The following is a 12,668-nucleotide window of genomic DNA, read 5'->3' as shown; positions in this document are numbered from 1 at the left end:
TCTTTCCTGATAGTAAACACATGATGTCACCTCATTAACCCTGATTATCTTTATTATCGGTATTGGAAGCGTAACGAACTGGCTGCATTGGGTCATTGCTGCAGGTTGTCGTCAGTCTTGCCAGTGTTTTATTGTCACTGGACTGAATTGATCCAGACTCAAGGTTAACCAGGCAATTATCATTTCGCGCTTTCCCCCATGAAACATGAAGACGACTGACATCTTTGTTTATTCTGACGTAAATCTGGCCACCCTGTGAAACCGTCGTCACCAGATTGCCATTTTCATCATTCACTGACGCACCAAAAGGTAATGCATTACCATCAGGCTGATTCGCCCTTATTAATAGTGGTTTCCCCTTAGTGGTTTTATAATCCAGTCTGACCACTGCACCTTCAACCGGAATAACACGCTGTTGGGTTGATTCCAGCTCAACGTCAAGCGGAATACCCTTAGGATCAATCGCCAGCTCATTTATTCTGTACGGATTCAGATTGGGTACTACTGCTCTGCCGCTTCCGTTTAATACTATATTTGGATAACCGAGTACCCTTGCACCTTCAGCATCATCTGCTGTCACCACGGCATATGTAGTCGACTGATAAGCACTAAAGTTAATGCCATCAGGCAGGGCAACCACGGCTCCGCTGGCGCCGCCAGAAGCAGAATAGTAGTTCTCTCCCTGGGTATATGACGCTGTCAACATGCTGTAAGGCGAACGATATTGTCCACTTACTGAACCTGATTTTTTATTATCAATGTCGCGTGCGGCACCTACGTTATAACTGTATTGGTCATATTCACCCAGGACACCGTTAACGGCGGTTTGTGCCGTCACGCCTTCTTTATTATGCGTGGCACTTGCTGTTACATAATTTTTACTTTCGCTACCAAGTGGTATTGAGAGGTCCAATGAGAGTTGGGTATCGTGCCCGCCTGTTGAATATAATAATCGGTTTGCTGATAATGTATAGGATACGCGACCAACTCTATTATTATAGCCTAATTGAAACTGGGTGTTTGTACCGACACTTTCCCAGTAATTTTGAACGAAACCAGTAAGATAGATATTCCCATATGAATCTCCAAAATTTTGGCTGGCAGTCAATGAAAAGCGTTGTTTAGGACGGGATAGATAATTTATTCCATCATTTTTTTTCTTCTTGTAATAATTATTAATTTGCAAAGCATTGTCATAGCTGTAATAGCCGGAAGATGAAAATCGATACGCGGCGAGTGTAAAGTTCGTATCAGTCTGGGGTACTTTTTTACTGTAAGTTGCGCGATAGCTCACGCCCTGCTTTTTCTCATTGCCATATTTGGTCTGAGCCCCGGTGACATCAAGAGAGATGGCTCCTATGGGTAAACCAAATGCACCGCCTAGCAGCGCCGATATGTAGTTATCTGATCCCAGGATACCGGTATAGCCCGTCAGACTGTTGGTAAAACCATGTTGGATGGTGCCCTGATAAACAGAAGGCGTATAGGCCATATTATCTTTACGCGATACACCACCCGTCACAGAATAAAACGTCATACCGGGACGTTTCAGTCTTGTCATGGCTGCATAGGGCACAGAAAAACGTGTTTCGCTGCCATCCGCTTCTTTTACCATAACATCTAAATCACCACCGTAACCGGTAGGGTAGAGATCGGTAATGTTAAAAGGACCCGGTGATACCGTTGTCTCATAAATTTTACTGCCGTTTTGCGAGACGGTTACCTGAGCACTGGTACGGGCAACACCCCGAATCTCAGGTGCGTAACCCCGTTGCGAATCAGGCCACATTTGATCAACTGTCGATATTTGCGCACCGCGAAATGAGAGAGTATCGAAGAGTTCGCCACTGGTGTTTCCTTCACCTAAGAGCAGACGTGACTTCAGTTGCGGGATATCACGCTGAACATAGGTGTTAATTGCATTATAATTATGTGATTCATCACCTTGCTGGCGTCGCCAGCTTAATGAGCCGTCATGGCGGAACATCCAGCCACCCAGGTTAAAGCCTGCCAGCGCTCTGCCATAAAAAGAATCATATTCACGACCGTCGTTAACAGAACGGTAATAGTTAGTGTCATAGTTGAGTGTAAATGCCGTTTCACCTTTATCCCAGAATTCGGGTGCGACATAACCACGTGCTGAACGCAGGAGGTATATCTGTGGAATGGATATGTCCATCTGCATATCCGCAGAGTTAATTGCAGCATGACTTTCTCTGACCACTTCTTCAAGGGATATACACTGTTTACCCGAACGTAATTCCTCAGCTTGTTCAGAACTGAAAACGGTGTCTTTGATTGAGAGGCTTTTTACCAGGTCATAGGAAAGACAGGCCTTAGTACCTGTTCCTTCACGTACAACCTGAACATTTTCACGACTGATTTGACGACCATTTAAAAAAATATCCAGCGTATAAACGCCGGGATCAATGGGGTTACCTGTTGCATAGCGGGCAACATCTACTTTTACCCCAGGCAAATTTTTTACAAAGGATTCGTCAAAATCATAAGCATTCTCAGCAAACGCGGATTGGGTTGCTGCGGCCAAAAAGAGCGCCATGAATGATCGATATAAAACTCTGCCATTTGGTTTATTTGAACGGATCTTCCTTGCCATCATAACTTCCCCTGGTTAATTACCAAAAGTTATTCGTTTATTTTAGTTTCAACCTTACGTGCAGCACCAAAATCGTCCAGATACTGATAGTTAAATGTTGTTTTTATCTGACTTGAGTTCATGCCTTTTATCAGGAATTCTTTTGTCTCACCTGGTGCCAGCATTTCACCTTTTTCACTGACTAATTTATGGCCCGTGTTATCTTCTGCATTAACCTGTGAGACGTTAACGTAGAAGGGTGAGTTGTTCATTGCGGAAAGGGTGTTAATTTTTTGTCCATGACGCCACACCAGTCCTGACGCAGCTTTATTAGCCTGCGCTGTATCGAACTGAACCGGGCGATAGAATATTTTGATACGACTTCGGATCGCCATTTGCAACTGATTCTGATTAGACAGACTTTTATCACGAGGGGGGATATCCAGAACGTTAAGCCAGAAAACAGACTCTTTGTCGGCGGGCAGGTTGGCACCAGTAAATACAATGCGTAACGTTTGCCCTTTATTAGCCTCCATGCGGAAAACAGGGGGAAGTAAAACAAAGGGAACATCAATTTTATCTACGGCTTCATTTTGATTTCCGCTGTCAATCCATGCCTGGACCAGCGCGGGCTGATCACCCCGGTTATCAAGTCGAACGGTAACCTCTTTATCAGAAGCTGGATAGATTACCCGGGTGCCAATAATCGTCACGCTGGCAAATGCAGACGACGTCATTGCACAGGTTAGCAGGCAGGATAGTAGAAAGTTAACGCTTTTTTTTTTCATGATTTTAACAGGAATGATGAAGAGGAAGAGAGGTGAGGGCATTGCCCCCACCCTAATCAATTACAGGTAATTGATTGAATAATTTACTGTTGATGCAACACTACCCGCTGTTGCAGGTGCAGTAGCGTAGTATTGAGCTGAGTACGACAAAGTCCCTGCACCCGCTGTCAGAGCCACAGTTTTAGGTGCAGTAGACTGCTCAGTGCTACCTGCATTGATGGCCACATTAGCACTGTCCAGCAGTTGCAGATCAACACCCGTTGCCGTTCCGGTATTAGTCAGACGACCATTTGCATTAACACCAGCGCCCTGCTCAAAGTAAGCGTAAACATTACCTGTTTGGGCCGAGCAATCGCTCAGTGACAGAGTGAAACGGGTGTTGCCCGCAACAGAACCAGCCGCGTCCAGGACACCAGCAGCAACTTTTGGCAAGGTAACGGTGGCAGTGCTGCCTGCGCCGTTAACGCTTACGGTACAGGTCTGAGATGCAATGGTGCCGGTGAAGTTAATGGTGCCATCTGAAGCTTCTGCTGCATTAACCTGAGCTGCAGCCAGCAGCAGACCCATAGCAACCATAGATACCTTTTTCATATACTTTCCTTTGTATAAAATAATTAACATTTTTATTTTTGAACTTGTGCATTTAAATGCAGCCGTTCATTCTGCCGATAAGGGTGACGCTCTTATCAGAAAATCAGACAATTAGCATGCCGAACGCGACTGCGGCGACAATACCTACAATACCCATACCAAAAGCGTTACCACTTATTGGGTTTGCTGCTGGCACTGAGTCCGGCCGAACCCATTCAGTTTTCTCAGTTGACGTTGAGCTGTCACCTAATCCCCTGAAAAAATCCAGAATTAAAGAGGTAAGTGAGCCGCCGCTAACCCCTTCGATTTCTTTAGTGTTTAATTCTCGCATGGTACTTCCTTATGCTTTAATTACCGGAGCAGTGGCATCAAATTGGTTTTCAACAATCTGATTGAACCAGCCCGCAGTTGAGTCCCAGCCATTGACTGCGCCATAAAGTGCACCATCAACCAGACCAACAACGGCACCGACAACCAGGCCGACGCCGGCAGAGATAATGCCTGCACCAGCAATGCCACCAGTGCTACCGCCGCTCATAGCCCACTTCAGACCGAAAGACGTGATACCAGTAACGCTACCTACTGCGACCGAACCAATAAAATCAAATAAACCTGCGCCTGAAACGTTTTGCATTTCAACAGATGTTAACTCTCTCATTTATATCTCCAATATTATTCAGTTGTTCAGATTATCAGTATTGAATTTTTAAAATGCCGCTCCAAGCGAACGGCGCTATTAGATTCGGTGACCGTAAAAAATAAAATAGTAAAATATCCATAATCGATATTTGGTGTAATTTTTAATGGGTGAGAAAGTTTTATCTCATTACATGTTATTTACATTAATGGTAATTTAGGTAGGTAGGGTAAATTTACCGTCATTGCCAGTAAATTATTTCTGGCGTTATTTTCGGATGTCCTGATTGGTAGTGCTACTATGGTTTTCAGGTAGTAAAAATGATACGCACTCAGTCGTGTGAGGGTTTTTCAGGTAATTCATATTCTTTCCTTAGAATAGTCGGGTTCTGACGAAGAGCGCTTCATATGCAATCAAAGGTAAAAACCAGCCACTCAGAATAATTCACTCGTTTGGATTTTAAACCTAAAATCTTTTAAAAAAACAGAATATAAAACTATATTCTAATAACTTTGCGATTTAAATGTCTGCTATGGGGATCATATGGTTTAATTTATGCCATCAGATTATGGTTCTTTTATTTTTAAGGAGAAATTAACAATGATTATATTATGAATAGTCATGTGAATAATATTGCAAATTTTTCAAATGTTACACTGTATTTTCTTGTTTAATACCGTGGTTTTATAACATTTGTGTTCATATGGTTATGATTGATTCCTTTTTTAAGAAAAAAGTTATAACACTATCAATAAGTCTCTACTTATTAGTTTGATGTACTGATTAAAGGGCTTTAAAACGGTGAAATATCTGGTTTTGATGTCATTGGTTGGCATTATTCTCCTCCTTTTTGCATGTTTGTGGTGTTGAATTTTATCGCAATGGTTTTACTATGGTAAAACCAATAACGACCTCTTCTATGGCTTACATTTGAGGAAAAGCCAGCGATCAGAAATACACCAGGCGAAAAAGAGAGACTATAACAAACGGATTTTTGCTAATTTTTCTACTAATCACTAACTTCGTGTCAGTTAGATTGAGTTAATTATTATGTATAGAGTGACTGAAAATCATGAGCGGATCATTGATGCGCTAGCCGGGTATACCCAGGTTGCTAATCCAGATGAGATTTCACGCGGTAAGCGTCGTTACCATCTTACTAAAGATAATGTACGCCGGGTTATGTTCATTCTTGATGGTGATTTCTTACTGAAACTAAAGAGCGAAAATAAGGTTTTAAATATCCTGTCGGCCCCCTTTGTTGTCGGTGTCACTCCGGCACTCGATGAACCTCCTGTCTATCTGGAAAGAATCGATTATGGGAAGGTCAGTTTCATCGATTACGATGTGTTCTGGCGATTAGTATTTGAGAAGGATCTCTTTAACGATGCCATGTCTATTCTGTCTGGTCAGTACTCAGACCTGATGAACTACATTCAGCTGCCCAAGAATAACTCACATGATGAAGTGATTTCTTTAATTGGCCGCTGGGGAAAATTGCCACCTCATCTTAAGAAGCGATTTTCGGCTCTTTTCCTGATTGAAAATAGTTCTCATCTTTCAAAAAGCTCCATTTGCAGAGTGCTGAAAGAATTAAAAGATAAAGGTGAGCTGTCTTTGGTAAATGGCAAATTCACCTGATTTATTTATTTAACTTTTGAGATGCTTAAGGGAAAAATGGATTTTAAAGTCGTTTGTACAAATGAGAATTACTTCTTTCGGCTGGGCATCTCCAAAATTATTGAAGAGGCACTGTTATCTGATACGCCAGTAGAATTCTTACCTGCCTATGACGCGAAAAATTTATGTCAGGCGGACTTTATACTGATTAGTGTTGCACAGTGGCGCCTTTATATGTGTCAACCTGCCTATCGGGATCGGAAGCCTGGTGGCATTTTAATGGTTTTTGTTGAAAGCATTGAAGACATCACTACTGATCATTTGCCTCTTTGCTATCGCTCTTTGCTTATCATTCCGCGCACTGATTCTGTACGTGATATTTCTGAAAAAATTATCCGATTCTGGCTGGTAAGACAGGGAAACTTTAGAGGATTTGTCTCCACGGATTGCTCGAATTGCGATTTTGCGCGTATTACAGTAGTCCAGTTGCAGGTGCTAAGTTTTCTGAAGAAAGGGTATAGCGTGGGGCAGACAGCTAAACGCCTGAATCTTTCAACTAAAACAATTTACGCACATAAATACAATGTTATGAAGAAGTTTTCGATAAGTGGTGATATGGCCTTTAACGCCTTCATTAATGATCTGACTTTGCTTGAGCTTTATAAGGGCGTTATTGAGTCTGCAAAATTTTAGCTGCTGATTCATCCCATGCGTGAGTCGTCCTGCGAATTAAAGGGTTAATTCAGATGCGCGGATTTTCTGTGATGCATGATGGCAGGCCCAAGCTACCTTCTGGCAGCTAAGCGTTGAGAGGTTTTTGTGAGAAAGCAACTGCGGAAAAAAGATAAATCACTAACCATTCCTTTTAAAATGATAATCGCAATCATGTCAGGGATGATTTTTTTATTATCTATTTACATTTACAGTAATTATTTTGTTGCTGCACACGTATTTCATCTTCCCGATGCATTTCAGTCTGGCGTGGATAGCTGTAATCCTTCTCAATCTGTGCGGATACTCAAAGAATCGCACACACGTAAGCAGAAATTCCCCGGGCAACATTGCGCGTTATTATCTGGATCGCTAAAGAGCTTTTGAATCACCCCACTTGTGCGATAGTGGCTTTCAACCATAATCGGTGTAGGGGTATGACGTTTGTGCCATTGACTCTTGCAAGCGATAAGGTATTTGTAACTTCCGATAAATTAAGACAAGTACAAAGTCAGCGTCGCCGCTGGCTTTTTCATGATCATTTCAGCATATAAGAACGGCCTACATTGATTTAGCTGTAGCTATCATCAAGGGTAACGTCTTCCTCTCGCTGGCTTTCGACAACAGCAGCATAACTGGGCATCGGCAACATACCCATTCCACCGGCCAGCATCATTGCTTTTACGAGTTTTTCGGTCAGTCGGGAGAGCCAATTGAACAGTGGGCGCTGTTTCACCGCGATCATCTGCACTAAATTATTCCCATTCGCCTGCAGACACACCGGGTAAAGAGTCAGGCGAATGCAAGGAGTATAAATACCAGATTCTAGCTGTTCTCACCTGAGTTCGGCCTTTATTTCTCTACGTCGCAGCACTCCTCCTCATGTTGTCGCCACTGTCTGCTTTCCTGACATAACGGGCTTTTACAGCCTCACTCAGACTAAAAGCGTGCAAAGGTCGGGCGTGTCATGTCTGCCTGACATCGGCTCAAATGATAAACATCATGAATAATATTCAGGGATTTTTTTTGGGAACGTCTGCGCTGATGTTTAAATAATCATATTTATGAGCGTTGCATTAGCAATTTATTCAACGTTGAGCGAAATAATAAATTAAATTTTCATCCAAACGTGTGATTGTTACATTATTTTGAGGTCATTTTATAATTCTGTACTGATGGGCATTTTGCGGTATATTAAACAATGAATAACATTCATTTTATTTTGGTTATGTTTTTTTATTTTCATATAATACAGTTAGTTATAATCTTAATGATGCTTAAGTAGTGTTATTTTTTGATTTATATCAATATTGCTGCTGAAGCCCGATTTAGCTAAAGATTGCCGTAATGATACTATTTATTTATTAAATAATATTTCTTAAATAATAATAGTATCGTGAGGGTAATCCATTGAAGCATTTTGGAAGCGCAGCGCTGTGCTGTACATTTTTTATCTGCACTAAATCCTATGCGGGCATCATGCGACACGATATTGATGTACAGGAGTATCGTGATTTTGCTGAAAATCTGGGCAAGTATACGGTAGGTGCCACCCATATACCTGTCTATAAAAAAGATGGCTCTTTATCGGGAACTCTCGACTTTCCTATGCCAGATTTTGGCGGCGTTTCCTCGCTGGGATTTTCGACGCTGATATCACCCTCTTATATTGTCAGTGTGAAACACAATAGCGGTTACAAAACAACCTCATTCGGTAATGGCGCTCAATACGCTGCTACTTACAGCCTTATTAATCGTAATGAGCTCACCTCTGAAGATTTCCATATGCCACGACTCAATAAAGTGGTCACGGATGCTGCTCCTTATGACACTGTTGTGAAAGCAGACTTTCTTGCAAACTACAAATCACGTTATGCATGGTACACCCGGGTAGGAGCAGGGAATCAGGAACAGATTAATGACGATCAAACGGCGAGAATACAGGTCTCGGGCGGTTATAACTGGAAGTCTGGCGGAACTATCAGTGCCGATAACGTGCGTCAAATATCCTACGACACATATTTGCGTTATTTTAATTTGGGTCCTGATGATGTCGGTACGACCCCTCTTTCTATTGGCACCGGTGGGGCAGACAGCGGTAGCCCGGTGTTTGCCTGGGACGAAGTGGAGCAGCGGTGGAAACTGGTCGCGGTTCACGTAGGTTACGATCAGGATAATAGCCTTTATCGCAGGCGGGCTGTGGCGGGATATCTGCCGGGTGATTTTATTGCTTCGGTTCAGGAAAAAAGTATCTCGCCAGCTATCACAGATAGTGATGTAAACGAGGCCATTTACTGGGATAAAACAGCGCTTAGCCAGGCTGGTAATACCTGGTCATGGCAGGGGCTGGCTGATAAATATCAGAGTGTGGCCCCTTCTCAGGCAACCGCCGAAGAACTTGATGCGACTAAAGATCTCCGTTTCAACGGGGCTGGCGGACTTATCACGCTGAATGCACCAATCAATATGGGCGCAGGCAAACTTCAGTTTTCCAATAATTACACTGTAACCTCGGCGAATGGTGTCAATGCAACCTGGGCTGGCGGTGGTATCGAAGTTGACGCAGATAAAGAAGTCCTGTGGCAGGTAAATGGATTGGCCAATGATGCCCTGCATAAAATCGGCATGGGTTCACTGCATATTAATGCCGTGGGTACTAACCCGGGTTCGCTGAATGTGGGAGAGGGTACCGTTATCCTCGATCAGCAAGCTGATAGCTCAGGAAAAAAGCAGGCTTTCTCTTCTGTAACTCTGGTTAGCGGGCGGCCAACGGTTGTGCTGAACGATGAGAGTCAGGTTGCCGCTGACCAGATCTATTTTGGCTATCGCGGTGGCCGGTTAGATTTAAATGGTAATGCGCTTAGTTTTAAAAAGATCAACCATACCGACAGTGGTGCGACGCTGGTAAACAACAGCGATAAGCCGTCAACCCTCAACATTACTGGCTATACCGCCGCAGACGTCCCCTTTTATAATTATACGGGTAGTAACCGTAAAGGCACACCAAGCAATGTCTATGTGTATAGCAACCCATACACAAAAGATACCGAGTATTTTCAGTTAAATACCTCCGATTACGGTTATTTCCCGACTGATAAATCTTCGACAGCGACCTGGACTTATCTGGGCACTGATGCCGATGAAGCCATTAATTATCGTCTGACACAGCTCAATGTTCAGGTTTTCCGCGGTTTTCTAGGTGAAACACTGGAAAATGCGCTGAATGGTGTGATGAACGTTAATATTCTGTCACGCAACGCCACGGCGATCACTGCCCTGACCGGTGGCATGAACCTGGATGGTGACCTGAATGTTAATAGTGGCACCGTGGTTCTTTCAGGTCAGCCGGTCGCACATGCCGGTGGTACTGTCATTGATGACGACTGGAGCATCTCCCTGTTTAAAGCCAATCAGATTAATGTTGGTACCGGTGCGCATTTCCAGGTGGGCGAATATGCAGGTGTTAAAGCCAGTATCGTTGCCGCTGAATCCGCAACCCTCTCTCTGGGCTATAACGACAGTCAGCTGGCAGTGGAGAAGAGCTTACGTTGCTATTCTGCCATCTACTCTGATGATGTTTCCTGCAGCCAGCCCCTCCGAAGCGCAGATGCACTGGCACTATTACCTGCCAGTGAGGTGGAAGGGGATGTTCAACTGGCAAATAACAGTTCTCTATATCTGGGCAAGGTGAATTATCAGGGGGCGGTCACCTCCACGGGTAGCAGCCTTATGACACTGGAAGCCAATGCGGACTGGACGATGACCGGCAACAGTCATGTCAGTTCACTTCTGGCAAAACGTGGTTCGACGCTTTCAATGGTGCCTTCAGGCAACTGGAGCGCGAAATCACTGAATGTCGACTCGCTGGATGCGACCGGGTTAAATCTGATGTTAGGGGTAAAACCCTCGACGCTGGAAAGCGACAAACTGATTGTAAAAAACTCGGTGAGTGGTGGCGACAACGTGCTGGACGTAAGTCTGCTGGTCGGCAGCGAAGAGCAGGTTTCGCTGACCCAGGATCTGGTAATGGTTGATGCACCCGCTGGCACCTCACACAGTTATTTCGCTTTCGCAGACAGCTACAGTGGATTCAGCGTTTACACCCCAAATTATCAGGTGAAAGACGATAACGACCGCGTTTTATGGGTGCTGGAAAGTAACAAATCGGCCGAACCTGAACCTGTACCTGAAGTGACGCCGGAACCAGCGCCTGTGCCGGAACCAGCGCCCGTGCCGGAACCAGCGCCTGTGCCTGAACCAGCGCCTGTGCCTGAACCAGCGCCTGTGCCTGAACCAGCGCCTGTGCCTGAACCAGCACCTGAGCCAGAACCAGCGCCTGAGCCACAACCAGCGCCTGAGCCACAACCAGCACCTGTGCCAGAACCAGCACCTGTGCCAGAACCAGCACCTGTGCCAGAACCAGCGCCTGAGCCAGAACCAGCGCCTGAGCCACAACCAGCACCAGAGCCGACGCCTGAGCCAGAACCAACGCCCGCACCGGAAGTGACGCCTGCACCAGAAAATCCGGCGGCTGACCAGGCTGCTGCAGAGGAAGCAAAAACTGAAGCCGAAGCAAAAGCGAAATCAGAGGCAGAGGCAGAGGCAGAGGCAGAGGCAAAGGCAAAGGCAAAGGCAAAGGCAAAAGCCGAAGCTGAAGCTGAAGAAAAAGCCAAAGAGGAAACAGTAAAAGAAGAAGAGGAAGCCATAAAACCGACATTCAACCCGGATGACTGGTTCTCTGTTTACGACAACCTGCCACTCATCCAGCGCACGCGTGCCTTAATCGCCTCGCGGCAGTATATTTTCAGTGAAGCGGTCAGCCAGTTGCATAACCGCACTGACAGTCTGCGCGCCTCGCCAGAAAGCAGCGGATCATGGGCAACCATCGAGCAGAGAAAAGGGCATTTTCTGGGGATGAACGCTAACCAGCAGACACTGAATGTGGGATGGGATACGCGTAGAGAGACGCAAACAGTGGGTATCAGTGCCAGTTATACCCATGGAGAGGTTAAAGGGGGAGGCCGTGAAAAGCATCGACTGGCCACTGTAGGGGCTTACTACTCCTGGCAGTCTGATGCCGGGTGGTTTATTGATGCAGCCAGTCGTTATATGTACCTCAATCAGGAGATATCGCTGGATCCTGCACTGCATATTAATGGCGTGAAAAAGGAGAGTCAGATGCTGGCTGGCAGCCTGCGGACGGGATATCAGTTCGGTCTGTCTGACGATACGCTGTTTATTTCACCTTACGTGGGAGTCAGCGGTGGCGTCATGTCTGGCTACACTCTCCAGGGCAAGGATGCAGAAGTTTCGCTGAGTTCAGCGACACCTTACTTTACGACCACCGGCATTATGGCGCAGAAACGCGGACTGGGTGTCTTGCTACCAAACGTAAATCTGAGTGCGAGTATTGAATATCAATATTCGCCAGGTAAAAACGGATCAACCACAACGCTTTCCGACCGTCATTTGAATCGCCAGTACAGCGCCTGGTCTGATAATCGTTATCGCAGCAGTGTGGGGCTGCAGGGCGTCATTACGCCTGACCTTTCTCTTATCGCGAAAGTTGATACCAGTTTTGGTGGTGAGTTTAAAACCGATTACAGCGGCCAGGTCGGTTTCGCCTTGCGCTTCTGATATCGTTTAATAACAGAGCATCATGGCCAGGCTGCGATGATGCTCTGTTTATTATCGAGTGGTATTGTTCATCAGCCATCGTCAGAGA

General features: G+C 45.0%; 9 protein-coding genes. 3 read left to right on the top strand and 6 right to left on the bottom strand.

Annotated features, from left to right (window positions below; genetic code table 11):
- Positions 1-34 precede the first annotated feature (34 nt).
- The 5 genes from HZZ01_RS19465 to HZZ01_RS19445 all read right to left on the bottom strand — a co-directional run bounded on the left by HZZ01_RS19465 (position 35) and on the right by HZZ01_RS19445 (position 4,633).
- Positions 35-2,620 (bottom strand): fimbria/pilus outer membrane usher protein, encoded by a 2,586-nt coding sequence (locus tag HZZ01_RS19465; protein ID WP_179899086.1) that lies wholly within the window; start codon positions 2,618-2,620, stop codon positions 35-37.
- A 26-nt stretch (positions 2,621-2,646) separates the two neighbouring features.
- Positions 2,647-3,426, bottom strand: coding sequence for a molecular chaperone (locus tag HZZ01_RS19460; RefSeq protein ID WP_255434359.1), 780 nt, complete (start codon positions 3,424-3,426; stop codon positions 2,647-2,649).
- 18 nt (positions 3,427-3,444) lie between these two features.
- Complete coding sequence (locus HZZ01_RS19455; protein ID WP_179899085.1) at positions 3,445-3,975, bottom strand: fimbrial protein; 531 nt, start codon at positions 3,973-3,975, stop codon at positions 3,445-3,447.
- Between the two features lie 103 nt (positions 3,976-4,078).
- Positions 4,079-4,306: a hypothetical protein gene (locus HZZ01_RS19450; protein WP_179899084.1), complete on the bottom strand. Its 228-nt coding sequence runs from the start codon at positions 4,304-4,306 to the stop codon at positions 4,079-4,081.
- Positions 4,307-4,315: 9 nt separating this feature from the next.
- Complete coding sequence (locus tag HZZ01_RS19445; protein WP_179899083.1) at positions 4,316-4,633, bottom strand: hypothetical protein; 318 nt, start codon at positions 4,631-4,633, stop codon at positions 4,316-4,318.
- Between the two features lie 1,029 nt (positions 4,634-5,662).
- On the opposite strand from HZZ01_RS19445, the gene HZZ01_RS19440 reads away from it, so the two are divergent.
- Together HZZ01_RS19440 and HZZ01_RS19435 are read left to right on the top strand one after the other, a co-directional pair.
- Positions 5,663-6,253 (top strand): helix-turn-helix domain-containing protein, encoded by a 591-nt coding sequence (locus HZZ01_RS19440; RefSeq protein WP_179899082.1) that lies wholly within the window; start codon positions 5,663-5,665, stop codon positions 6,251-6,253.
- Positions 6,254-6,289: 36 nt separating this feature from the next.
- Positions 6,290-6,925 (top strand): LuxR family transcriptional regulator, encoded by a 636-nt coding sequence (locus HZZ01_RS19435; protein WP_179899081.1) that lies wholly within the window; start codon positions 6,290-6,292, stop codon positions 6,923-6,925.
- A gap of 589 nt (positions 6,926-7,514) precedes the next feature.
- Here HZZ01_RS19435 and HZZ01_RS19430 read toward each other — a convergent pair.
- The gene (locus HZZ01_RS19430; RefSeq protein WP_179899080.1) at positions 7,515-7,694 is read right to left on the bottom strand and encodes a hypothetical protein; all 180 of its coding nucleotides are present in this window, start codon (positions 7,692-7,694) and stop codon (positions 7,515-7,517) included.
- Between the two features lie 659 nt (positions 7,695-8,353).
- On the opposite strand from HZZ01_RS19430, the gene HZZ01_RS19425 reads away from it, so the two are divergent.
- The gene (locus tag HZZ01_RS19425) at positions 8,354-12,580 is read left to right on the top strand and encodes a S6 family peptidase (RefSeq protein WP_255434358.1); all 4,227 of its coding nucleotides are present in this window, start codon (positions 8,354-8,356) and stop codon (positions 12,578-12,580) included.
- Positions 12,581-12,668 lie beyond the last annotated feature (88 nt).

Origin of the sequence: Pantoea sp. WMus005, from assembly GCF_013415305.1 — a bacterium.
GTDB lineage: Bacteria > Pseudomonadota > Gammaproteobacteria > Enterobacterales > Enterobacteriaceae > Pantoea > Pantoea rara.
This window is presented reverse-complemented; position numbering and strand designations above follow the sequence as displayed.

Excerpts from the sequence above, each read along its gene's own strand:
- HZZ01_RS19460 (WP_255434359.1), bottom strand. The coding sequence starts at position 3,426 with ATGCCCTCACCTCTCTTCCTCTTCATCATTCCTGTTAAAATCATGAAA.
- HZZ01_RS19440 (WP_179899082.1), top strand. The coding sequence starts at position 5,663 with ATGTATAGAGTGACTGAAAATCATGAGCGGATCATTGATGCGCTAGCC.
- HZZ01_RS19445 (WP_179899083.1), bottom strand. The coding sequence starts at position 4,633 with ATGAGAGAGTTAACATCTGTTGAAATGCAAAACGTTTCAGGCGCAGGT.
- HZZ01_RS19465 (WP_179899086.1), bottom strand. The coding sequence starts at position 2,620 with ATGATGGCAAGGAAGATCCGTTCAAATAAACCAAATGGCAGAGTTTTA.
- HZZ01_RS19450 (WP_179899084.1), bottom strand. The coding sequence starts at position 4,306 with ATGCGAGAATTAAACACTAAAGAAATCGAAGGGGTTAGCGGCGGCTCA.
- HZZ01_RS19455 (WP_179899085.1), bottom strand. The coding sequence starts at position 3,975 with ATGAAAAAGGTATCTATGGTTGCTATGGGTCTGCTGCTGGCTGCAGCT.
- HZZ01_RS19435 (WP_179899081.1), top strand. The coding sequence starts at position 6,290 with ATGGATTTTAAAGTCGTTTGTACAAATGAGAATTACTTCTTTCGGCTG.